At 34.7% G+C, this 23,345-nt stretch carries 21 protein-coding genes; 3 read left to right on the forward strand and 18 right to left on the reverse strand.

The features are described 5' to 3' along the window. Positions 1-27 precede the first annotated feature (27 nt). The gene (locus ACTCAF_RS01715; RefSeq protein WP_463061576.1) at positions 28-1,323 is read right to left on the reverse strand and encodes an NCS2 family permease; all 1,296 of its coding nucleotides are present in this window, start codon (positions 1,321-1,323) and stop codon (positions 28-30) included. A 588-nt stretch (positions 1,324-1,911) separates the two neighbouring features. Here ACTCAF_RS01715 and ACTCAF_RS01720 point away from each other — a divergent pair. Beyond that, positions 1,912-4,206, forward strand: coding sequence for an NADP-dependent malic enzyme (locus tag ACTCAF_RS01720; protein ID WP_463061577.1), 2,295 nt, complete (start codon positions 1,912-1,914; stop codon positions 4,204-4,206). A gap of 29 nt (positions 4,207-4,235) precedes the next feature. Here ACTCAF_RS01720 and ACTCAF_RS01725 read toward each other — a convergent pair whose 3' ends face one another. Next, positions 4,236-4,760, reverse strand: a complete 525-nt coding sequence (locus ACTCAF_RS01725) for a biotin transporter BioY (protein ID WP_463061578.1) — start codon at positions 4,758-4,760, stop codon at positions 4,236-4,238. Next, positions 4,753-5,631: a patatin-like phospholipase family protein gene (locus ACTCAF_RS01730; protein ID WP_463061579.1), complete on the reverse strand. Its 879-nt coding sequence runs from the start codon at positions 5,629-5,631 to the stop codon at positions 4,753-4,755. The genes ACTCAF_RS01725 and ACTCAF_RS01730 overlap by 8 nt, the downstream gene beginning before the upstream one ends. A gap of 46 nt (positions 5,632-5,677) precedes the next feature. Between ACTCAF_RS01730 and ACTCAF_RS01735 the strand changes: the two genes are divergently transcribed. Then, a complete protein-coding gene (locus ACTCAF_RS01735) occupies positions 5,678-6,328 on the forward strand; it encodes an endonuclease V (RefSeq protein ID WP_463061580.1) in 651 nt (216 codons plus the stop codon). On the opposite strand, the gene ACTCAF_RS01740 is transcribed toward ACTCAF_RS01735, so the two are convergent. The 6 genes from ACTCAF_RS01740 to ACTCAF_RS01765 form a co-directional block, all read right to left on the reverse strand. Then, positions 6,329-7,078 (reverse strand): DUF169 domain-containing protein, encoded by a 750-nt coding sequence (locus ACTCAF_RS01740; RefSeq protein ID WP_463061581.1) that lies wholly within the window; start codon positions 7,076-7,078, stop codon positions 6,329-6,331. Then, a complete protein-coding gene (locus ACTCAF_RS01745) occupies positions 7,075-7,491 on the reverse strand; it encodes a CBS domain-containing protein (protein WP_463061582.1) in 417 nt (138 codons plus the stop codon). The genes ACTCAF_RS01740 and ACTCAF_RS01745 overlap by 4 nt, the downstream gene beginning before the upstream one ends. Positions 7,492-7,569: 78 nt before the next feature. After that, the gene (locus ACTCAF_RS01750; protein ID WP_463061583.1) at positions 7,570-9,492 is read right to left on the reverse strand and encodes a putative nucleotidyltransferase substrate binding domain-containing protein; all 1,923 of its coding nucleotides are present in this window, start codon (positions 9,490-9,492) and stop codon (positions 7,570-7,572) included. 6 nt (positions 9,493-9,498) lie between these two features. Beyond that, positions 9,499-9,867, reverse strand: coding sequence for a hypothetical protein (locus ACTCAF_RS01755; protein WP_463061584.1), 369 nt, complete (start codon positions 9,865-9,867; stop codon positions 9,499-9,501). 104 nt (positions 9,868-9,971) lie between these two features. Then, a complete protein-coding gene (locus ACTCAF_RS01760) occupies positions 9,972-11,777 on the reverse strand; it encodes a sodium:solute symporter family protein (RefSeq protein ID WP_463061585.1) in 1,806 nt (601 codons plus the stop codon). A 12-nt stretch (positions 11,778-11,789) separates the two neighbouring features. Then, positions 11,790-12,050 carry a DUF4212 domain-containing protein gene (locus tag ACTCAF_RS01765; protein WP_463061586.1) on the reverse strand — a complete coding sequence of 87 codons (261 nt, stop codon included), beginning with the start codon at positions 12,048-12,050 and terminating at the stop codon, positions 11,790-11,792. Between the two features lie 486 nt (positions 12,051-12,536). Here ACTCAF_RS01765 and ACTCAF_RS01770 point away from each other — a divergent pair, with 486 nt between their 5' ends. After that, a complete protein-coding gene (locus ACTCAF_RS01770; protein WP_463061587.1) occupies positions 12,537-14,411 on the forward strand; it encodes an AMP-binding protein in 1,875 nt (624 codons plus the stop codon). Position 14,412: 1 nt separating this feature from the next. Here the strand turns inward: ACTCAF_RS01770 and ACTCAF_RS01775 are convergent, their stop codons facing one another. The 9 genes from ACTCAF_RS01775 to ACTCAF_RS01815 form a co-directional block, all read right to left on the reverse strand. Then, positions 14,413-15,225, reverse strand: a complete 813-nt coding sequence (locus tag ACTCAF_RS01775; protein WP_463061588.1) for a TIGR02757 family protein — start codon at positions 15,223-15,225, stop codon at positions 14,413-14,415. Further along, positions 15,191-15,298 (reverse strand): RCKP-type rubredoxin-like domain-containing protein, encoded by a 108-nt coding sequence (locus ACTCAF_RS01780; protein WP_463061589.1) that lies wholly within the window; start codon positions 15,296-15,298, stop codon positions 15,191-15,193. The genes ACTCAF_RS01775 and ACTCAF_RS01780 overlap by 35 nt, the downstream gene beginning before the upstream one ends. After that, the gene (locus tag ACTCAF_RS01785) at positions 15,298-15,705 is read right to left on the reverse strand and encodes a Fur family transcriptional regulator (RefSeq protein WP_463061591.1); all 408 of its coding nucleotides are present in this window, start codon (positions 15,703-15,705) and stop codon (positions 15,298-15,300) included. The genes ACTCAF_RS01780 and ACTCAF_RS01785 overlap by 1 nt, the downstream gene beginning before the upstream one ends. Positions 15,706-15,715: 10 nt before the next feature. Continuing rightward, positions 15,716-18,097, reverse strand: a complete 2,382-nt coding sequence (locus ACTCAF_RS01790; protein ID WP_463061592.1) for a TIGR03960 family B12-binding radical SAM protein — start codon at positions 18,095-18,097, stop codon at positions 15,716-15,718. A gap of 14 nt (positions 18,098-18,111) precedes the next feature. Beyond that, entirely contained in the window at positions 18,112-19,227 is a 1,116-nt protein-coding gene (rodA, locus tag ACTCAF_RS01795; RefSeq protein ID WP_463061593.1) for a rod shape-determining protein RodA, read from the reverse strand. After that, the gene (mrdA, locus tag ACTCAF_RS01800; RefSeq protein ID WP_463061594.1) at positions 19,214-21,028 is read right to left on the reverse strand and encodes a penicillin-binding protein 2; all 1,815 of its coding nucleotides are present in this window, start codon (positions 21,026-21,028) and stop codon (positions 19,214-19,216) included. The genes rodA and mrdA overlap by 14 nt, the downstream gene beginning before the upstream one ends. Beyond that, positions 21,009-21,401, reverse strand: a complete 393-nt coding sequence (locus ACTCAF_RS01805; RefSeq protein WP_463061595.1) for a hypothetical protein — start codon at positions 21,399-21,401, stop codon at positions 21,009-21,011. The genes mrdA and ACTCAF_RS01805 overlap by 20 nt, the downstream gene beginning before the upstream one ends. A 64-nt stretch (positions 21,402-21,465) precedes the next feature. Next, positions 21,466-22,266: a rod shape-determining protein MreC gene (mreC, locus tag ACTCAF_RS01810; protein WP_463061596.1), complete on the reverse strand. Its 801-nt coding sequence runs from the start codon at positions 22,264-22,266 to the stop codon at positions 21,466-21,468. Between the two features lie 5 nt (positions 22,267-22,271). Further along, the gene (locus ACTCAF_RS01815; RefSeq protein WP_463061597.1) at positions 22,272-23,294 is read right to left on the reverse strand and encodes a rod shape-determining protein; all 1,023 of its coding nucleotides are present in this window, start codon (positions 23,292-23,294) and stop codon (positions 22,272-22,274) included. Positions 23,295-23,345 lie beyond the last annotated feature (51 nt).

A 23,345-nucleotide genomic window follows, 5' to 3' on the forward strand; every position in this document is an offset into this window, starting at 1 on the left:
AAAAGCGGCAGTATAAACTGCCGCTTTTTAATTATTCAGATATAAAAATCTTAATATAAAAAGTAATGCCAGAATCCAGACAGGTGTGCTTACATCCCTGTATCTGCCGCTAAGAAGTTTTATAATGGGGTAAAATATAAATCCCAGTGATATTCCGGTAGCAATACTGTATGTAAAAGGCATTGAAACTATAACAACAAAGGCTGGCAGACTTTCCGTAAAGTCATTCCAGTTAATCTGTACAACAGATTTTAACATCAGTGCACCAACAATAATAAGTGCTGGAGCTGTTGCAAACACGGGAATGGACTCTGCAAGTGGGGATATAAACATTGACAGTAAAAAGAGTGTACCGGTAACTACAGCTGTAAGCCCTGTTCTGCCACCGGCAGCAATTCCAGATGCACTTTCTATGTAAGTTGTAACTGTTGAAGTTCCTAAAACACTACCTCCAACAGTACCTATTGCATCGACGGTAAGTGCCTTATTGACATTTGGAAATTCGTTGTTTTCCTTGATAAAACCTCCCTGCTTGGCTACACCTACAAGAGTCCCGGTAGTATCAAAAAGATCAACAAATAAGAAAGCAAATATAATACCGAATATTCCAATATTGAGAGCACCTTTTATATCAAGATGCATAAGCACGGGTGTGATGTCAGGTGGAGTCCCTATTATACCTTTGAAATTGCTGAGTCCTGACAAAATTCCAATTAACCACATTATTAGCATTCCTATTAGAATGGCTCCCTTTATTTGTCTTGCCATAAGAGCGCCAATTAAGATTACCCCAACAAGTGATAAAAATGCATCAGGTGTAGTGATATTACCAAGCGATACAAGCGTTGCGGGGTTATCCACAATTATTTTTGCCTCTTGCATTCCGATTAATGTTATAAACAGACCTATTCCACCTGCTGTGGCGATTTTTAGATTTTCAGGTATGGAGTAAACTATGACTTGTCTGACCTTGATAAATGTCAACAGCAAGAAAATTAATCCTGAAATAAATACAGCACCAAGGGCTGTTTGCCATGGATAGCCCATTTGCATAACTACCGTATAGGTAAAATAAGCGTTTAACCCCATGCCCGGTGCAAGCGCAAAAGGGTAGTTTACCAAAAAACCCATGAGAATAGTGGTAAGACCTGCAGAAAGAACAGTTGCCATCATTACAGCCTTGAAATCCATACCTGTTTTTGACAAAATGGCGGGGTTGACAAATATAATGTATGCCATTGTCATAAATGTAGTAATTCCAGCAATAATCTCAGTTTTTACATCCGTTTTATTTTCTTTAAGTTTAAATAAATTATCAAGCATCATTACTCCTTTGATTTTTTTTGAACGAAGTAGCACAATTTGCGACAAAATTAAACAAAAAAAATCGTAATTGAGTATTGGATAGGTTATGAATCGAGATTCATACTTTTTTTGCCAAAAGTGACGTATTTTTTAAACTAATAGTTAAATAAAAATGCCTGTTAAATTGAGATGGAACTTACTGAAACAGTTATTTTTTTAATAATTGTGATAATAAACCAATTATTATGAAAAATCAATCATAATAAATTGAAAAAATATATAAAAATGAAAATATCAACAAATTTAACAGTATAAAATTAATAAATACAAATCAATGATATTTTTAAATTAGTATATTAAAATTTATTATTACCAATATCTTATAATTTATAAAATATCAATTATTATTGGCCTGTTGTGTAAACTATAAAAATATATCAATATAGGTATCTAATGAAAATTAAAATAATATTGATAGCATTATTGAATAAATCTATTAAATCTTTTGTTAATCGTATTGGAGATATAATTTGAAATTTTCTGTTTACAAGATATTAAAGTTGATTTATAGTTTATTATCTATTGAATAACAATATGGAGGACATTATGTCAAAAAAATCAAAATTTACCAAAGAAGATGCACTTTTATACCATTCAATGGGCAGGAAGGGTAAAATTGAGGTAGTGCCTACAAAGCCTTGTTTTACACAGAAAGACCTTTCTCTTGCTTATAGCCCGGGAGTTGCTTTTCCATGTCTTGAAATTGAACAAAACCCTGAACTTGTTTACGAATATACAGCCAAAGGTAATCTTGTAGCCGTAGTTTCAAACGGTACCGCAGTTTTAGGGCTTGGAAATATAGGTGCTCTTGCAGGTAAGCCAGTTATGGAAGGGAAGGGTGTTCTTTTTAAAAGATTTGCCGATGTGGATGTTTTTGATATTGAAGTTAATTCTCAAAATCCTGATGATGTGATTAAAGCCTGTGAGCTTTTGGAGCCAACTTTTGGTGGGATTAATCTTGAAGATATCAAGGCTCCAGACTGTTTCTATATTGAAGAGACATTAAAAGAAAAGCTTGATATTCCAGTATTCCACGATGATCAGCATGGTACTGCTATTATATGTGCTGCCGCACTTTTGAATTCTCTTGAAATTGTAAATAAGAAAATTGAAAATGTTAAGGTTGTGATAAACGGAGCTGGTGCAGCAGGAATTGCCATTGCAAATCTTATAGTTGCATTAGGTGTCAAGAAGGAAAACTTAATCCTTTGTGACACAAAAGGGATTGTTTATAAAGGGCGAACAGAAGGGATGAATAAATATAAGGAGTTGTTTGCTTTAGACACAAATCTCAGGACTCTTGAAGAGGCTATGGAAGGTGCTGATATATTCCTTGGGCTTTCTGTGAAAGGTGCTGTTACCAAAAAAATGGTACAGTCTATGGCGAGGAATCCAATTATTTTTGCTATGGCCAATCCTGACCCTGAAATTACTCCTGAAGAAGTGGCTGAAGTCAGGGGGGACGCTATAATGGGTACAGGACGTTCCGATTATCCTAATCAGGTAAATAACGTGTTGGGATTCCCATTTATTTTTAGAGGTGCACTTGATGTAAGGGCAAGGAAAATCAATGAAGAGATGAAAATTGCGGCAGTAAAGGCACTTGCTGAGCTTGCAAAAGAAGAGGTACCTGAGTCTGTATGTAAGGCTTATGGACTTAAAAAAATAGAATTTGGAAAAGATTATGTTATACCAAAACCATTTGACCCAAGAGCATTGACGAGAGTTGCTCCTGCTGTTGCAAAAGCTGCTATAGAAACAGGGGTTGCAAGGGTAACAATAACAGATTGGGACGCATATAAGGCTTATCTTGAGTCAAGACTTTCAATAGCAAAAGAGTTTACAAGGCAAATTATAAACAATGCCAAAGAAACACCTAAAAAAATCGTTATGCCTGAAGGTGAATATGATAAGGTTCTTGTCGCTGCACATAAAATTGTTGAAGAAGGAATTGGTACTCCTATACTTTTAGGAAATGAAGAGGTAATAAAAGCCAAGGCCAAAAAACATAATCTTTCTCTTGAGGGGATTGAAATAATAAATCCTGAAAAATCCGATAAACTTACCCAATACACAGAGTATCTGTTTAATTTAAGACAGAGAAAGGGGATGACCTATATTGAAGCTGAAAGAAGGCTTGTGAAAATATTCAACTATTTTGGCGCAATGATGCTTCTCAATGGTGATGCGGATTGTCTTTTGACAGGATATTCGAGGAGTTATGCTGATTCAGTAAAACCTCTTCTTGAAACTATTCCTCTTAAAAAAGGGTACAAAGTTCCATCTGGTGCATATTTTATGGTATTTAAAAACAGGGTAGTTCTGTGTGCTGATACCACTGTAAATATTGAACCTGATGCCGAAGCACTTTCTCAGATTGCTATTCAATCTGCAGAAACATGTAAAAAGTTTGATATAGAACCTAAAATTGCAATGCTTTCATTTACTAACTTTGGTAGTGTAAAGATTCCAAGGACTATGAAGGTTGCAGAAGCTATGAGGCTTGTAAAAGAGAAGGATCCGACACTTGTTGTTGATGGAGATATGCAGGCTGATACTGCTACATATCCTCCAATAGCTGAAGAAGCATTTCCATTCTCTGCTATTAAAGGGGATGCAAATGTCCTTATTTTCCCAAATCTTGAAGCAGGGAACATTGCTTATAAACTCCTTTACAGGTTGGGAAATGGTACTGCAATAGGACCTATTTTGCAGGGTTTCTGTTATTCAGCTCACGTGTTGCAAAGAGGAAGCGATGTGGATGAAATAGTTAATATGGCTGCAATTGCTGTAGTTGATGCAGAATATAAGAGGGTAAACAAAGATAAGCTCTGTAAATAGGAGTGTATAAAGGGCAGGTTATCCTGCCCTTATTTTTTTATATTTATTTTATTTGCAATTATACAGGCTATTATTAGTTTTATAAAATCAAAGCCGACAGGCAAGAGAAAACCCACCTTTAAAGCAGTAGTAAGTGGAAATGTTTTGTTTTGTATATGGTTTATATTGAAATATAGATATAAAACGCCGATTGTGTAGATAACTACAAGTCCAATTAGCCCACCTAAAAGCTTCCCTTTTAATCCGCTGACTTTTTCTGAAATGAGACTTATAGGAATTGTGGCAAGCAGAAAACCAATGAGATATCCGAAAGTCGGCTGCAAAAAGTAAGACAAACCTCCGCCATTGGCAAATACAGGAAGACCAATAAGACCTAGCAGAATATAGGTAAAAATTCCAGTAAATGATATTTTCAGACCAAAAATCATAGGTATAATGAGAACTATGAATGGCTGTAGAGTAATAGGTACGGGTTGAAATGGAAATTTGATAAACGTACTTATTATCATTAGTGCTGTTGCAATGCCTGAATAGGCAATTCTTCTGTTATCCAAGGCCTGCCTCCTTAATAATTTTTATCCCTTCTTTATAGCCAATTTCTACAATTTCTTTAGCTTTTGTAAAATCTGTTAACTTGTAATCATCAAGGTCTGGTTTTATCTCGATTATATTTTTCAAACCCTTAATTTTATATTCGTAAATACTTTCCTGCATAATTGCAATTGTTTGCACAAGTGTTTCCAGCATATTGGGGTATTTTATTTCTTCACTGTTATTCAGTTTAAATAATTGCTTAATCATTGAGTTAAAAGATTCGTTAATATTTTTCTTTTGGGATTGCTGTTTATTTATGAAATATTTTTTTATAAGTTTGTCTTTTATTACAAATGGACCTACGTTTACAGCTATCTTTATATCACAATCTGATGGGAGAAGGTCAACTGGTACAGGGTTTTTTACGCCGCCATCTATCAGAAACATCCCTTCATGATACACCGGGATGAACACTCCCGGAAAGGATATACTTGAACGTATTGCTTTGATAATGTCCCCTTTGTTGAAGATTACTTCAAGACCGGTAAGAGAGTCTGTTGCCACACAGGCAAATTTTATTTTTAGTTCACTTATTTCTCTATTTTCGACAATTGATTCAAGGAAATCTTCTATCTTTTTGCCATCTACTATACCAGCCCTTGAAAGCTTGAAGTCTACAAAATTTTTAAAAACAGAAAAATCAAGATTCAAGATAAAATCTTCAATGTTTTTTATCGGGTATCCTGAAGCGTATATACCACCTATAAGTGCTCCCATACTACTTCCGGTGATAGCATATGGCTGTAACCCGACTTCTTCAAATGCCTTTAAAATGCCAACATGCGCAAATCCTCTTGCGGCACCGCTACCAAGAGCAAGCCCTATTTTCATAAAATAAACCCCTACATTTTACTGAAGGATAATTTATAAATATGTTATGTACGAACATCTATTATCCTTGCAAAATAAGTTAGCAAAAAAAGTGATAATTTGTCCATATAAAAATAATATAAGACTTATTGGGGGTGTTGACGTTTCTTTTGAAAGGTTTTCAAATACGGGGTTTTGTTCTTTTGTTGTTTTGAATAAAAAATTTGAAATAGTTGAGGTTAAAAATGTAAAATTAACAGTAAAAATGCCTTATGTCCCCGGGCTTTTATCTTTCAGGGAGTTGCCTTTGATTTATCAGGCATACAAGAAATTGTCTTTTAAGCCGGATATAGTTTTTTGTGATTCGCAAGGGATAGCCCATTCAAGAGGGTTAGGTCTTGCAAGTCATCTTGGAGTGGTATTAAACATTCCTGTTGTAGGTTGTGCCAAATCAAGGCTTGTAGGTGAGTATAACATACCGGGCAATAAAAAAGGAAATTACACATACTTGAAATACAGAGGGGAAAATGTGGGAGCAGTTTTGATAACCAAAGATAATTGCAAGCCAATGTTTATATCGCCAGGGCATTTAATTGATATAAAAACATCAATATTGACTGTATTAAAGTTTACAAAAAAATATAAAATACCTGAGCCTACAAGGGTAGCACATATTTTATCAAATAGCTTCAGGCGTGAAGATTCAAATTTTTATTAGTTAATTCAAGTCGTTTTCCTGAGTAGTATATTCAAAGGGCAAATCACAACCTTCAGGAATTTGAAATGGAATAGGGTATCTAATTCCTGCTTTGTGCGTAGCCTTAAGCCCATTGATTATTTCATCCTTCATTTTATAGGGGAATCCGACGGCAAGCTCGAAGTCCTGCGTCATAGCAAATCTTCTGTCCCCCAAACAGGGTATTTCGATTACAGGTTTGCCTTTTATGTATGTTTCTGCAACGGCTCGTGAGCAAACCCCGGCATCACCAGAAGAGCTGAAATCAAATTGTCCACCTTTTTCATATAAAAAAGCCTGTACCATTCTCATTGCCTGAGCAGTATTACAATAAAATACTACTACGTCAGGCTCAATTCCTTCAATCGGTCTATTTAAAGGGTAGGTTAATACAGCCTTAATATCTTCATTTATTCTTGGCATATTTTGTTGCATATATTTTGCTGCATCTTTATCTTTTTGATAAATATTGCAATTGACTGTGCCTTCGATTACTCTTTCAGGTGTTTTTATCAAACCGGCACAGGATGCTCCCAACACACAGTAACTAAACTCTTTTGTTGCGATAGTCGACCACCCATAATATCTGGAATAAGCAATTTGCTGGCATACAGTTAACTTTTTATCTTTGACCTTTACTTTTAATTCAGGTAATTCTTTTAAAAGATTTACTCCTACAGGGATAGTTTGAAGCCTTAAATATTTGTTTAATTCCTCAAATAAGTTTATCATAATTTTACCTCACTAAAAGCTTTTAAAACATCGCCCAATGAAACAATACCAACAAGCTTACCGTTATCTACAACAGGGACGCGGTGAATATATTTTTCCAGGAAAATTTTTGCTACATTTCTGATATCTTCATCGCTTGTAACGACAATTGGAGGTTTGCCCATTACTGTTGAAACAGGAGGTGATGTTAATTCCTGAACATCTATCATAGGTATTTTTTCTGCTTCTTCCAGTATGTCAGGCAATTTGTCAAGGATATCCGTTTCACTAAAAACCCCTACAACATTTTCATCCGAATCAAGGACAGGGACTCCTGAGATTTTGTGCCTTCTTAGAATAATAACAGCATCTTTAATGGATTGATCAGCTTTAACAGAAATAACATTTTTAGTCATAATCTCTTTTACTTTCATATTTTCTCCCTATTAATAAAAATTTTGTTTGTAAATATAACATTATTTCAATTTTGTAAAGCTTTATTTGTGTATTTTTTAAAGCCCTACAATTTTTGCAAAATGTCTTCGTGTTGTATCTTGCAGTTTATCAGCTACTTTAAATGCTTCTTTTAAAAGCTCCTGTTCATTTTTTGGGAGTGTATATGGGTCTAAATAATGAGACGGCTTTTTGTTTTCATCTAATAGTTTTATCTCATTTTTCAGCCTTATATACGTAAAAAACTCAAAAGCGGCCTTAATATGCTCCAATGTGGCTGAATTAAAGATTCCTAATTCATGTAATTTGTCCAGTCTTTCCATTGTGTTAGTTTGCGGTAGACCATGTTCAAGGCAATACATTCTTATGCAGTCGACTATAAAAATACTACCATTTTCCTTTACAGAAAGCTCACCTTTATGTTCTTCTTGATCAGAAGTAATAAATCTATTTAGAAGCCCCAGTGGGACTTTGTGTTTGTAGTCAAGCTCCATCATTTTAAATAAGAATAGCATATTATTTTTAATTTCTTCAAATATATGTTCTTTTAACTGCATGCAAAGTTTAGGTTCTCCCACCAGAGAAAAAAGGTCAAAAAATATTGTTGAATACCTGACACGTTGAGGCTCAGGAACTCTTATCCATTTGCTAACTCTCTTTTTCCATTCGGATATTTTGCCTCTCCATAATGGATTATTTGCCATAACTTTACCATTACAAAGAGGGTATCCTACTTCATTCAAGGCGTTTACCAGATATTCTGCAAAGGGTACAAAAAAGTTACTTACTTCGCCTTCCATTTCATTAGGGTAGTCTTCAAAAATCAGCCCATTATCCTGATCAGGGCCTAAAAGCATCTCCCTTCGGCCGCCACTACCCATTATTATAAAGGAGTATTTGATATCTGGCAAAACACAGCCCTCTGAAAGACGTTTCTCCATAACAATTTCAAAGCACCTTTTTATGATATTGTGGTGAATATATGAAATTATCTCCATGGTTTCTACATGAGACCTGTTTTCCATCAAAAGAACTTTAGCAACCGAGGTTATTTCGTTTTTAACATTTTTTAATTCCTTGATTGATGTTGCCTCTTTAACTTTTCCTACCAGAAGTACCGTTTTCTGACTTCTGAATTTCATCAGGTCTCTTACAGTTACAATTCCTATGATTTTATCATTTTCCAGTACCGGAAGATGTCTTATGTTGTGGCTGATCATAAATGCTGCAACTTCATACATATATGATTCAGGGGATACGTAAAAAGGATCGGGAGTCATTACCTCTTTTGCTTTCATATCTTTAAGGCATACCCCGGTATCTCTTGCCAAAACTTTTGTCACTAAATCCCTTTCCGTAATTATCCCTTTTAATTTTCCATTACTATCACAAACAAGAAGCGAGCCTACCCCTTTTACAGTCATTATTTTTGCTATCTTACCTACTGTGGTATCCTCACTGCATACTTCTACAGGTGAAGACATTATCTCTCTCACCTGCTTTTGGAAAGGGTATGCTTCAATTTGAGCTATAGGGTCAGAAGATTGTGACTTTACTACATCATGGTATAATTTCCTGATTTTGGAAAAAACTGCCTTACTGAAAAATCTGGTAATTTCCGGGTACGATTGTGCCAGGTTGAGAATAACTTCTTTGGGAATCAAGATGCATTCTGTTTTATCTACAGTCCTGGCACCTGCAGAGTAACCGCCATCAGTAAATATAGGTGTCCAGCCAAAGAATTCTCCATCTTTCCTGTAATCGACGACTATTTCTACCCCTTCTTCAGTTTCAGATATGATTTCCACTGCCCCTTTGTGAATAAAATAAAGGTAACCTGTAGGAGTGTCTTTTTGAGAAAATATTAATGTGTCAGCATCATATGTTTTAAAAAGGCAGGTATCTTGGATTATTTTAAAATTATCTTCAGATATTACGTTGAAAGGTTTAACTGTTTTTAAGAAATCCAACATTGGTATCATAAGATATCAGTCAATTTCCTTTTTTTTCCCAAATATAGGATGAGCTTGTGATTTAATTATAAAATCACCGAAAATTTTAAACCATATTGTTACCCCGGCAATGCCTGTCCACTTTTGATAAGGGTAAGCCAGAAACAAGACGCCTATTATCGCCCATAATGTGGCAATTCCTGCCCCAAGATTGAGGATTCCAACAAAAGGAGCCCATTTTTTGGGGTTTTTGGGTGGCTCTCCTCTTTTTAAAGCCACATTCGAGTAATCTTTTTTTATAAAGATTGTGTAAGCCCTCCTAAGCCAGATAAATGCCAACGGGAAAAGCGCAATAAATAAAATCCAAGTCACAGCCATATTGGTATCAATTATTAAATTATCCATATTCACCTCTTAATTTAATTATAACAAAGGTATGAAAAAAATTAAAGATATTTTATAATAAAAAAGCCTCCGACTAACGGAGGCTTTTATGATTTTATTAATTTTTAGTGATCTACAGCGGCACCAGCACCTTTAGGATAGCGAACGCTTTCTACCATTTCAGCTATATCATGAGGAACAGGTGTAGTCATGTTTTTCACAGCAAAGGCAACTATGAAGTTTACAATTGCTCCTATTGTACCAAATGCATTTGGTTCAATACCAAGGAAGAAGTTTGGTTTGCCACCAAAAAGGCCAAGGAATTCAGTCCCTTTGATAAAGAAGATACCTTTGTGGGCAAAAACGTATAGCATTGTTACACCAATACCAGCTATCATACCGGCAATTGCACCCTGCCTATTCATAGTCTTGCTGAAGATACCCATCATAAGTGCAGGGAATATTGAGCTTGCTGCAAGTCCAAATGCTATTGCAACGGTACCGGCAGCAAAGTCAGGAGGGTTCATACCAAGATAACCAGCAACTACAATAGCACAAGCCATTACAATTCTTCCTGCCATAAGCTCCCCTTTTTCGGAAAGATCTTTCATGAACATGTTTTTCAACAGGTCATGTGAGATCGCTGATGATATTGCAAGCAAAAGACCAGCAGCAGTTGAAAGAGCAGCCGCAAGACCACCGGCAGCAACAAGGCCAATTACCCAGTTAGGAAGTTTAGCGATTTCAGGGTTAGCAAGAACCATAATATCGTTATTAACTGAAAGTTCGTTCCCTTTCCAGCCTGCAGCTTCTGCCTTTGCCAGGAAGTCTTTATCTTTGGATTTGTCATTGTAATACTGGATACGTCCATCTCCATTTTTGTCAGTAAACTTAAGCAAGCCAGTTACTTCCCAGCGCTTCATCCAGTTTGGACGTTCATCAATCAGAATGCTTGATTCTGGAGCAAAAACATCTCCACCCTTAACAACAGCCTTGTTAACAGTTGCATGAAGATTAAGTCTTGCCATAGCAGCAACAGAAGGAGCTGTTGTGTAAAGGATAGCTATGAATACAAGAGCCCAACCGGCGGAGCTTCTTGCATCCCTTACCTTTGGTACAGTAAAGAAGCGTATAATAACGTGAGGAAGCCCCGCAGTACCAATCATCAAAGACATGGTGTAAACAAACATATTCAGTTTACTTAATCTTGGGGTATTAACGTAAGAAGCAAAGCCAAGATCTTTTACAATATGGTCAAGTTTTTCAAGAAGATACATGTCTGAGCCTTCAAACCCTGAGCTAAGGCCAAACTGAGGAATAGGGTTGCCGGTAAGATGTAAAGATATGAAAATCGCTGGAATAGTGTAAGCTAAAATTAATACACAGTACTGTGCTACCTGAGTGTATGTAATTCCTTTCATACCACCAAAAACTGCATATACAAAAACTATTGCCATACCAATTAAGACACCAAGGTTATTAGAAACGCCCAAGAATCTTGAAAAGGCAACACCAACGCCTGTCATCTGACCAATAATATAAGTGGTGGAAGCAATAAGAAGACAAATAACAGCAACAATAGCTGCTCCATCAGAATAATATCTTGTCTTAAAAAACTCTGGTACAGTGTATTTCCCAAATTTTCTCAAATATGGGGCAAGAAGAAGGGCAAGAAGAACATATCCACCTGTCCAACCCAGCAAAAACACTGCTCCACCATATCCCATAAATGCAATAAGACCCGCCATAGAGATGAAAGACGCTGCTGACATCCAGTCTGCACCAGTTGCCATACCATTAACTACAGGGTGAACACCACCACCTGCTACGTAAAACTCTTTAGTGCTACCAGCACGAGACCAGATAGCAATACCGATATAAAGTGCAAAAGTAAGACCAACAATTATATACGTTGTAACCTGTAAACTCATATTATCCCCTCCTTAATCTTCTTCTACGTCAAATTCTTTGTCAATTTTACCAATAAGTTTTGCGTAGATAAATATCAATGCTACGAAAACATAGATAGAGCCCTGATGCGCAAACCAAAATCCGAGAGGGGTTCCACCCAGTTTAATATTGTTGAGAGGCTCAACAAAAATAATGGCTAAAACATAACCGAATATAAACCAGATTATTAAAATGTTACGAATTAGAGCCAAATTTTTTTTCCAATAGGCTTCGAGTCTTTCCTTGTCTACCATAAAAACACCTCACTTAAATATTAAGTTAAAAAAAAGTGTACCTTCGTTGCCTTGGCACCTGCCCGACCGCTTCTTTTCATCACCTCCTTATTATTTTTGCAAAGCAGGTAATGTATCTTCATAAAATCCCCCTATGTGGAAATTAATATAATATTGTTTTATTAATGTCAATAATTAATTTGAGATAAATATTTGAATTTAAGTGTACTTGGTATACTGTACACTGGATACTGTATACAATATTTTATAAAATATTGATTAATTTATTTAAAAATATAATAAAATATCTAACAGTGTTATAGATATGCGATTATTTCTAAAAAAAATATATAACATTTTTTTATTTTAATTTTGATTAATTATAAAAAATGCTATTGATTGTTATTTTGGTTCAAAAATAAGCAAATTTTCAAAATTTTATTTTACAACCTTGCCGAAATATATAAAATACCAATGGGGAAAACTCAAACTATAGGGGGATGTGATATGGTTTACGAGCTTATTAATGAGGCAAATAAAAAGTATAAGAGGCATTTTCTTACACCTGAAGATATTGATAATCTGAAAAAGATGCCGTATATGGATGTGGCTGATTATGTCGGGAAGAATTTTATCGAGTGGGAAGAGCAATATAGTCAGGTATTTGAATACAACAAGCCGCCAAGGTATACATTTTTTAAAGGTGGAAGACTCAATCCATTTTATAATATCCTCGAAAAACATCTTTATAGTAAAAATAAAAACAAGGCTGCAATAATATGGAGGGGCTCTGACTATACCGAAAAAATATTTACATATCAGTCTATCGCATTTGAGGCTTCAAAACTTGCTTACGCGTTCAAAAAATTAGGGGTTAAAAAAGGGGATAGGGTACTGATTTATTTACCCAATATTCCTGAAGCAGTAATTACAATGCTTGCTTGTGTAAGAATAGGCGCTGTCCATGCCCTGTATCATTATAGCTATTCTGCCGAGGCTTTGAAGGAGAGGATAGAAGACTGTGAGCCCTCTATAATTGTTACAACAAATTATAGTCTTACAGGTAATGAGCTTGATGTTAAGACTAAAGTGGATGAAGCCTTGAAAAAATCAAATTATCAGCCAAAACATGTTGTTGTAGTGGAAAGGATTCCTAAAAAAGCACATATGAAGCCACTGAGGGATTTATGGTATCACGATTTACTAAGTGATACCGATTTTAAAGAAGCAATGACACTTGAGCCCACAATCTTAAACAGTGATGAACCTTTATTTATAATGATTACCACCACTCATTTTGTTGAACCAAAAGGGCTTGCCTACAGTATTGCGGGGTTTCTTGCCTGGGCACATTTTACTTTTAAACTAATTTTTGACCCAAAAGATGAAGATACAATCTGGAATATGTCTGATGTGGCCTGGATGAATAGCCACAACTATAAAATTTATGGTCCTCTGATGGCAGGAACCACTTCAGTTATGTTTGAAGACTCGATACATATGCAAAATGCAAGAAGGTTTTATGGTATTGTGGAAAGGTATAATGTAAACAAATGTTATACTTCTCCCAGAGTTATAAGGGCACTAATGAGTGCGGATATGAGAAAAAGGGTATTTGAACGTCTTGATAATCTCGAGCTTTTTTTTCTGGGCGGTGAACAGATTGATGAGGAGCTTTTGAACTGGCTATTTAAAAAACTTGGTAAGAGTAAAATGCCTGTATTAAATGTGTATTCTGCAACTGAGCTTGGTTCGGCGATAACTGCTCAGTTACCAGGGTATTCTGAAGTTAAACAAAACTCGGTTGGTCAGCCTTTGCCAGGTGTTGATCTTGGCATTTATGACAGCATCACCAAGACAAAAATAAAATGTCATAACGAAAAGGGGCTTGTATCTATTGAAAAACCACTGATGTCAATGTGCAGCAAACTTTGTCATGGAGAAGAATTGTTTTATAAGACTTTTTGGAAAAATTTTGACGGTAAGTATGTTTTCAGAATAGGTGACGCAGGATATTTTGATGAAGAGAGTCATTTTTATCTCACGGGAAGAATTGATGACGTCATACACGTCGGTGGAAAGAGGATCAATTTGCAACAGGTTGAAGATGCCATCAATAAACATAAGCTTATAAAAGAATCTGCTATTATTATACTAAATGATGAGAAAAAAGGGGATTCTATTATTGCATTTTGTGTTTTAAAGAAAAATGTGGATGAAAGTTCATACAGCTTGATAATAGATGAAATAAATGAGGTTATTATAGAAGAGCTTGGTGAGTCGGTGCTGCCTCAGGAAATAAAATTTGTGAGAGTATTGCCAAAAGGGGCGGAAGGGAATATTTTGAAAGATTTGCTAAAAGAGATAGCTATGCAAATGTAATTTAAATAAATGGACAAAAATCAGCTTCATTACATTTATTACATTTTAGCGAGCTTGAATAATTACAGCCGCCTGTTATCCCAAGTCTTGTTATGGGGAAATCATACTTTAAGGGGTCAGCAGGCTCAATATTCTTAAAAAAATTTGTCACCGAAACAGCATTTTTGTGAGTGCCTGAGGAGGAACTGATTAGTTTTAAATTTCTTGAAAATCTTATTATATGTGTATCAAGTGGAAACAAGAGTTCAGATTTGTCAAATTTTTTCCATAGTCCAAAATCGATGTCGGTGTCTCTTACCATCCACCTTAAAAACATTCTCATTCTTTTTAGCGCAGATTTACCGTAAACAGGAAAAAGAAAAAAATAGCCGTTGCCTGCATTGTTATTTATTCCAAAATTATGCGCTTTATTGATAAAATGTTTCAAACCCTCTTCAAGATTTTCTGATAAAGAGAAAAAGCAGTTTTCAATACTTCCGTAATCTTTGTAGATATTAGCAAGAAACTTTACTAAAATGTAAATGTCATTACCTGTTTGGAATCTGTAGTACAACTTTTTCTTGATAATATTTTTTTTAACAGGAATACTTCCATATTGCTCAAAAAATTCGTTCAAAAATTTTTGAATAAGCGGCACTCTTCCATATGCAAACAAAGAAGAGATAAATGCAATATATTCCGTATCCCCTTTATAGGTTTTCGGATAAATAATTGGGTCAGTGCCGAGATATTCGTCGGCACTGAACTTTTGATAGATATTTTCTAAAAATATTTTAAGGTTATTGTTTTTTGTCAAAACTGTTGGATTGGCCACATTGAGGACATTTTCTTGGTTTGCATCTTCCTTCTTTTTCATAGCCGCATTTTGAGCATACAAAAACTGCCATCAGTTACCCCCTTTTAAACATTTTTCACATATACCAAAAAGATTTAGCTGATATTCTTCTACTTTTCCCTTTAATTCATTAAAATTTATATCAATATCAAAAATGTCGTAAACGGCACCACACTTATTGCAGTAAAAATGTCCATGGTTTGATAAATCCGGGTCAAACCTGCTGCATTTAGGGTCTGTTGAAATCTGTCTGACAATCCCAGATTTTACAAGTACATCAAGTGTGTTATAAACTGTTGCAAAAGAGAAACTTTTATCTTTTGACCTGAGCTGCTCATAGATTTCAACTGCAGATGGGTGGGATGTGTTGTTTTCAAGAAATTCAACAATCCATTTTCTTGGTTTTGTTATTTTAAAACCCTCTTTTTTCAATGCTTCAATGGCTCTTTGCGAAAACATGCTCATCTCCTTAAGGTTTATTAAGTCCACTTACAGGGGTTATTTGCTTTCTTGTAATTCTTATTTTAGAAATATTATATTTTAAAAATTTAAAAAATTCAACAAAATTAAATGTGCCTGTATTGGAAACTTTTAATTTTAGTGTGTTACAGGAAATTTCAGTTATATAGTTTTTTAAGTCTATTCTTTTGATAAGATTATTTTTTCCGGTTTTTTCATAGTAAGCGGTATCGTTTTCGATATGCGATTTGATTATATTAAAATATTCATTATCAAACTCATATTCTGCAATAAAATCTTTACTTAAATCAATTTTTGATGCTTCAAATATAGTTTTTATTCCAAGTCCTAAAGGTAAAATTGAGTTTAATTTTTTTATCTTTTCCTCAATATGCTCCAATTTGATATTTGCAATCAATATTTCATTTTCCCCTTCAACACCGACTGGCAGAGGATATAAATAACTTAATTTGGGTTGCGGGTTAAATCCTCTGGAATATGCCACATCAATCTCTGCGATGTTAAATGAATGAATAAAAATTCTGTTTAAATCTATTGCAGAAAAGAGAGTGCTGATATTTTGTTTTGTAAAGATTAGTCCTGTTTTGTTAAATGATTCACTTTCTGATAGCTGGATATTAAAATGAGTATTTAATGTGGCATTTATATTTTTGATTTCTTTAAAATCACATATTCCACATCCTGTACACCCTTTTTCTCTGCAGTCGAAAGTAATCTTTTCATTTTTTGATTTTTCGTATTCACTCCATAAAAATTCTTTTGAAACACCCACATCTACATTATCCCAGGGGAGAATGTCATCCTTTGCAAAAGGTTTTGATGCAAAATCTTCTATTTTATATCCCGATATCTCAAAACATTTTTTCCATTTTTCAAAATCAAAGTATTCGCTCCAGCCATCAAAAATACTTCCATTTTTAAGAGCATTGATAAATATGCTGCTTAATCGTTTGTCACCTCTTGAAATGGCACCCTCAATTATGCTCTGGTATGGGTCGTGAAACTTGTATTTGATTTTTGTATTTTTCAGGATTTCTTTTATTATGTTTTGTTTTCTTATCAATTCATTTACACTGTCCTGGGGGTACCATTGAAACGGTGTAAAAGGCTTTGGTACAAAGTTGGAAACGGAAACAGTTATATTAAAACTTTTTCTTACATTTCGTTTTATTTTGGAGGCAAGATAAGCTATATGTGCAACATCTTCGTCATTCTCAAATGGAAGACCTATCATAAAGTAAAGCTTTGCGCCATTAAATCCGTTATTGGAAGCACAGACTACAGCATTAATAATTTCTTCTTCACTCAAATCTTTGTTGATAATATTTCTCATTCTTTGACTACCTGCCTCTGGGGCAATTGTAAAACCTGATTTTCTTACCTTTTTTAGTTCTCTGAATATATAATCTTTTACCCTGTCAGCCCTTATTGAAGGAAGGCTAAGTGAGATTTTACTTTCAGATAAAGAAGATGCAAGTTTTATCAAAAGCTCTTCAAGACATGAATAGTCTGCTGCAGACAGGGATAACAATGATACCTCGAGATATCCTGTATTTTTTATCTGGTCAAGTGCATTTTTCAGTATGTCTTCTATATTTCTTTCCCTTGAGGGTCTGTAAATCATACCGGCCTGACAAAACCTGCACCCTCTGGTACAACCTCTTGAAATTTCAACAGTAACTCTATCCTGTACTACAGGCATTAATGGCACAAGGGGTTTTTCAAGAGTTATATCCTGATGAAAATTTTTATATACGTTTCTTTTAACAGTTTTTTCAGGTTCAACAAAAGGCACATATGTAAATGGGAAAGAGTTTAGAAAATTGAGGCTATCAACTCTGTTAAGATTTTTATCCTTTAATTCATTTAATATTTGAGTAATCTCTTCTTCCATTTCACCTATGAAAAACACGTCGATAAATTCGGAAATAGGGGCTGGATTGACGGTGCACGGTCCACCTGCTATTATTAATGGATGACGGTTATTTCTGTCTTTTGAAAACAGTGGGATATTTGACTTTTCTATTATTTTGAGCATATTTGTATATGACAGCTCATATTGAAGCGAAAAACCAAGTATGTCAAATTCTGATAGATGGGTTCCTGATTCAAGTGAGATGAATATTTCTGAATCAAACTCATTGATTGCATCAACCCACGGCATAAAAAATCTTTCACAAACTATATCTTTGCTTTTATTTAACCTTTCATAGAGGATTTTTAATCCAAGGTGGGACATACCCACTTCATACACATCAGGAAAAATCAGGCACATTTTGAGTAGATTTTCTCTGTCTTTATGGTACGAATTAAACTCGTTATTGATATATCTTAGCGGTTTGCTTAATTTCAGAAGATTTAAATAGTCCATTTATTATATCCTTTTTAATATTCAGAAGGGGAGTTATATTTTCTCATGCTGACGGAATTTACAAGCCCCATCATCCCCATAAAAGTAATCATTGATGAGCCACCATAACTTATAAAAGGCATGGGGATTCCAACTACAGGCATAAGCGAGACTGTCATAGCAGAATTTACAAATACCTGAAAAAAAGTTACGGATGCTACAGCAACGCACAATATCTTGCCACTTGCTTCTTTGGTTTCTATAGAAATTTGTAATATTCTATAAATTAAAATCACGAACAATAGAAGGATGATTCCTCCTCCTAAAAGTCCAAACTCTTCATTTATTAGTGAGAATATAAAGTCAGTATGTCTTTCTGGAAGAAATTTCAGGTGAGTTTGTGTACCATGCATAAATCCTTTGCCAAACAATCCTCCTGAACCAATTGCAACTTTTGATTGAATTACATGATATCCGCTACCAAAAGGGTCCCTTTCAGGATTTAAAAAAGTCAGCACTCTATTTTTTTGATATTCTTTGAGATTAAACCATAACACAGGTAAAATAGCCAAAAAACTTACCAACGAGACAATGAAAGTTCTTTTGGTTATACCCCTGTATAGCAACACCATACCCCATGTGGCAAGAAATATTGTTGCTGTTCCAAGATCAGGTTGAAAAAAAATCAGTAAGAAAGGTATTATCATGATTAAAGATTTTTTTATAATATCAATGAAAGTAAGTTTATTTTCATTTAAATCCCTAAAGCTGTATGCAAGGATTATTACAAATACGATTTTAAATATTTCAGAAGGTTGGAGTTTGAATCCACCTAAGTTTATCCATCTTTGAGCGCCCATTCCTACATGACCGATGAATAAAACAAGCAAGAGGAGAATAATCCCTGATAAGTACAATAAAGGTGCAAACTCAATCAATCTTTTGTAGCTTATTGCTGAAAATGTAAAAAATGTAACTAATCCTGCAAAAAACCATACAATTTGTTTTTTGTAGAATGGATCAAAAATACCATCTGTCATATCATAAGATGCGCTGTATATGGCAATAATCCCACATATAGATATTACTACAACAATAGTCAGCAATATAATGTCAAAATTTTTAAGTTGTCTTTTATCAATTTGAAACATAACCTAAATCCACCATTTTATTAATTAACGCTCCTGCAAGTGCTGCTGCGCTCTGGCTACCTGAACCACCGTGTTCAACCATAGAAATCAGTGCATATTGTGGATTTTTTGCAGGAAATATTGCGCCAAACCAGGAATGGTCTCTGAATTTTTCAGGGATTTTATCGTCGTCGTACTTTTCGGTTTTTTTAAGACTTACTACCTGTGCTGTTCCGGTTTTTCCGGCAACGGTGATTGATTCTACTCTTGCCCTGTATGAAGTGCCGTGAGTTCCATATACTGCCTCTTTCATCCCTTCAATAATAGCTTTTTTTATCCATTCCGGTATGGAAATGTCAGCATACATTTCCGTTTTGAGATTAAGTTCCTGCTGTCCATCAATAATTGATTTGACCACATGTGGTTTTAATATCTTTCCTCCATTAAAAGTACCTGCTAGCATATTTACCATCTGAATTGGAGTAAGACTTACGTAACCCTGACCTATTGAGGCAATAATAGTTTCCCCAGGAAACCATATCTGTTTTAAAACATCTTTTTTCCACTGTCTGCTTGGGAATACCCCCTTTTTCTCGTTTGGCAGATCAACTCCTGTATATTGTCCAAGCCTGAAGAGGTCTGCATATTCTGAAATCTTGTCTATCCCAAGCAGAAGACCAACATTATAAAAATAAACATCACATGATTCGGCAATAGCTTTTTTTAAATCTACGTTGCCATGACCACCTTTTTTCCAGCATTTGTAGTTGTAATTTCTGTAACTAAGTTCACCGTTGCAAAAAAATTCTGTCCTGGGAGTAATTACTTTTTCATTTAATCCAGCATAAGCCATAAGTATTTTAAATACTGAACCCGGGGCATAATGACTTTCTATCGCTCTGTTTAAAAGTGGTTTCTTTTTATCCTCGACTAGTTTTTTCCAGTCTTCCACAGATATATAAGGGATAAAATCGTTCAAATTATATGACGGAGATGAAAACATTGTAATAATCTCTCCTGTGTGGATATCTTCAACAATTACAGAGCCCTGTTTTTTTTCGAATAGTTTTTCCGCAAATTCCTGAAGTCGATAGTCTATTGACAGTTTTATTGTTTTGCCTGGTATAGGTTTTTTATAGTCAAAAGTGTTTATGACCTGGCCAAGGCTGTCTACTTCCACATATTTTTTACCATCGCTTCCCTTTAAAATATCTTCGTAAAAATATTCTACGCCTGTTTTGCCAATTAAATCCCCACCAGTATAACCTTCTTTTGTCTTTAAGTCATTTTCAGTAACTTCACCTAAATAACCTACTATATGGCTTATGGAAGTACTATCCAGGTAATCCCTCACAGGTTCAAGCTTAATTTTTATCCCCTGTAGTTCTTCTATGTTCTCACTGAAGTATGATAGTTCTTCAAAAGTAAGCCCTCTATATGCCAGTACTTCCTGGTAAAAGTAGGCCTTTTTCAATCTTTTTTCTATCAATTCTCTGTCAAACTTGAGTTTTTTTTCCAGAGTTTCAAACAATGTATCTTTGTCCTCTATATCTTCTCTGACAAGATATAAATTATAACTTGGCTTATTTTTGACCAATACGTTGTCATTCCTGTCAAGAATAAAACCTCTGTTGGCTTTTACTCTAATTACTCTTACTCTATTATTGTCAGAAATTTTCTTGTATTTTTCGTAGTTTATAATTTGAAGATAGATTAATCTGCAAAATATTATAAAGATGCCGGATAACAAAAATGAGAAAAATATTATTGTCTTTTTGTTGTATATTGATAAAATCTTATCCTCAAGTTTGCGAAATAACAACTTTATGCCTCACTATAAAAGTCTCTATCATATAGTATATGAATAAATTTCCAATTATTGACAAAATTAATTTTATAAGAGCTAAGTTTGCAACTTCTTGAATTAAAAGTATGAAAAGCAATTTGTATAAAATTACAGCTAAAATGACAAAAATTACATATCCGCTTTCGCTATCTTTGATAAAAAATTTTTCATAGATGAGTTTAAATATGAAGATTGAATAGAATATCAAAAATCCTGTTCCAATATATTTACTGAAAAGATAATCAAAGAAAACTCCTGCTATTACAGAGTAAATTATACTTTGTTTATGAGTATGTTGCCCTGTTATACCAATCAAAAAAATCACAAGAAAGATATCAAATAACCCCATAAATCTGTTGTATTGGAGATAAAAAATTGTGGCAAGGAAGCAGAAAATAGTAAATCTAAGGTATTTATTTCTTAGCATTTTTAATTATTAAAGCATTTTCTATTTTATTAAAATTAACGATAGGTTTTAAAATAATTTTTTGAAACAAGTTATTTTCGGCATCTTCTATTTTATCTACTGTTCCAACAGGTATTCCTTTTGGATAAATTCCGCCAAGTCCTGTTGTTACAAACAGATCACCTTCATTTACAGGTTCAAATTTATCATAATAGTCAACAAATACACCACCGTTGCCATCCCCTTTTAGTATGCCTGTTGATCTTGTTTCGAAATTCATCACACTCACGTTGTTAGTTACATCAAGAATTATTTTAACAAGAGAAGAGGATATGTAAACATCGTCTACTTTGCCAACAAGCCCGCTATGCCCAACAATCGTGTCATTTTTTTCAACCCCATCTCTTCTTCCTTTATCTATAATTATGTAGCCTGGAAATGTGTTTATATTTTTACCAATTACGTTGCAAGCAATAGTTTCAAAATTATATGCGTCCTTAAAGTTTAGCAGAAGTTTTAGTCTTTCGTAATCAGTAAGTTTTTCTTTTAATAAACTTATTTCAAATTTATAATTTTCTATTTCACTCCTGAGTTTTAAATTTTCCTTTTTTACATTGATAAGAAAAAGGTAATTGGTAAATATGTCTTCTAAATAGTTTGAAGTAGAATTGTAAAGGTAGACGAAGGGGTTTATTAAATTTCCCAGCAACCCCTTAAAGGGACCAGATATTTTTGGATTTTTTACCTGAATCAATATCAACGCAAATACTATGGCGAATATTAAAATCAGGTACTTTCGCTTCAACATCTAATTTACGAAATACATACCTTTTTAAGTAATTTTATTTCATCAAGTGCTTTGCCCGAACCAAGCGCAACTGCTGTAAGAGGGTCATCGGCTATGATAATGGGCAGCCCTGTTTCGGCACTAAGCCTTTTATCCAGACCTCTTAACAGTGCGCCACCCCCTGTAAGCACAATACCCCTGTCAACAATATCTGCAGACAGTTCAGGAGGAGTTTTTTCAAGAGCTACTTTTATTGCCTCTATAATTTTTGAGACTGCATACTCGATTGCTTCTCTGATTTCACTGTCGGTAACTTCAATGGTTTTGGGTATTCCATTTACAAGGTCTCTACCTTTGATTTCTATGGTAAGGCTTTCCTCAAGTTCAAATGCAGAGCCTATTTTGATTTTTATCTGTTCTGCTGTATAAGTACCAATCAGAAGGTTATATTTCCTCTTTATATAATTGACTATCGCTTCATCCATTTCATCGCCGCCAATCCTTACAGAGTTTGAGTAAACTATACCTGAAAGAGAAATAACGGCAACCTCCGTTGTTCCCCCCCCAATGTCTACAATCATATTTCCACAGGGTTCTTCTATGGGCAGACCGGCGCCTATCGCTGCTGCCATGGGTTCTTCGATGAGATAAACCTCTCTTGCACCAGCCTGAATTGCCGAATCTTTTACAGCCCTTTTTTCTACCTGTGTTACGCCTGATGGAACACAGATTATTATCCTTGGTCTAACAAGAGACTTTCTTTTATGCACCTTCTGAATAAAGTATCTTATCATTTTTTCTGTTACTTCAAAGTTTGCAATAACACCATCTTCCATAGGTTTTATAGCTACAATATTGGCAGGAGTCCTGCCCAGCATGCTCTTTGCCTCATTTCCGACAGCGAGCACCTCTTTTGTGTCGTTATTGATTGCCACCACCGAAGGCTCACTACATACTATCCCTTTACCTTTTATATAAATAAGCGTATTTGCCGTCCCAAGATCTATTGCAAGGTCATTGGAAAATATTTCCATAATCTTTCCAAACATATTTCCTCCAATGTAAAAAATACTAAATAATATAACTAACAGAATGTAATA

Source organism: Deferrivibrio sp. (genome assembly GCF_055117995.1).

Excerpts from the sequence above, each read along its gene's own strand:
- ACTCAF_RS01715 (WP_463061576.1), bottom strand. The coding sequence starts at position 1,323 with ATGCTTGATAATTTATTTAAACTTAAAGAAAATAAAACGGATGTAAAA.
- ACTCAF_RS01720 (WP_463061577.1), top strand. The coding sequence starts at position 1,912 with ATGTCAAAAAAATCAAAATTTACCAAAGAAGATGCACTTTTATACCAT.
- ACTCAF_RS01730 (WP_463061579.1), bottom strand. The coding sequence starts at position 5,631 with ATGAAAATAGGGCTTGCTCTTGGTAGCGGTGCCGCAAGAGGATTTGCG.
- ACTCAF_RS01735 (WP_463061580.1), top strand. The coding sequence starts at position 5,678 with ATGTACGAACATCTATTATCCTTGCAAAATAAGTTAGCAAAAAAAGTG.
- ACTCAF_RS01740 (WP_463061581.1), bottom strand. The coding sequence starts at position 7,078 with ATGATAAACTTATTTGAGGAATTAAACAAATATTTAAGGCTTCAAACT.
- ACTCAF_RS01745 (WP_463061582.1), bottom strand. The coding sequence starts at position 7,491 with ATGAAAGTAAAAGAGATTATGACTAAAAATGTTATTTCTGTTAAAGCT.
- ACTCAF_RS01750 (WP_463061583.1), bottom strand. The coding sequence starts at position 9,492 with ATGATACCAATGTTGGATTTCTTAAAAACAGTTAAACCTTTCAACGTA.
- ACTCAF_RS01755 (WP_463061584.1), bottom strand. The coding sequence starts at position 9,867 with ATGGATAATTTAATAATTGATACCAATATGGCTGTGACTTGGATTTTA.
- ACTCAF_RS01760 (WP_463061585.1), bottom strand. The coding sequence starts at position 11,777 with ATGAGTTTACAGGTTACAACGTATATAATTGTTGGTCTTACTTTTGCA.
- ACTCAF_RS01765 (WP_463061586.1), bottom strand. The coding sequence starts at position 12,050 with ATGGTAGACAAGGAAAGACTCGAAGCCTATTGGAAAAAAAATTTGGCT.
- ACTCAF_RS01770 (WP_463061587.1), top strand. The coding sequence starts at position 12,537 with ATGGTTTACGAGCTTATTAATGAGGCAAATAAAAAGTATAAGAGGCAT.
- ACTCAF_RS01780 (WP_463061589.1), bottom strand. The coding sequence starts at position 15,298 with ATGGCAGTTTTTGTATGCTCAAAATGCGGCTATGAAAAAGAAGGAAGA.
- ACTCAF_RS01785 (WP_463061591.1), bottom strand. The coding sequence starts at position 15,705 with ATGTTTTCGCAAAGAGCCATTGAAGCATTGAAAAAAGAGGGTTTTAAA.
- ACTCAF_RS01790 (WP_463061592.1), bottom strand. The coding sequence starts at position 18,097 with ATGGACTATTTAAATCTTCTGAAATTAAGCAAACCGCTAAGATATATC.
- rodA (WP_463061593.1), bottom strand. The coding sequence starts at position 19,227 with ATGTTTCAAATTGATAAAAGACAACTTAAAAATTTTGACATTATATTG.
- ACTCAF_RS01805 (WP_463061595.1), bottom strand. The coding sequence starts at position 21,401 with ATGGGGTTATTTGATATCTTTCTTGTGATTTTTTTGATTGGTATAACA.
- mreC (WP_463061596.1), bottom strand. The coding sequence starts at position 22,266 with ATGTTGAAGCGAAAGTACCTGATTTTAATATTCGCCATAGTATTTGCG.
- ACTCAF_RS01815 (WP_463061597.1), bottom strand. The coding sequence starts at position 23,294 with ATGTTTGGAAAGATTATGGAAATATTTTCCAATGACCTTGCAATAGAT.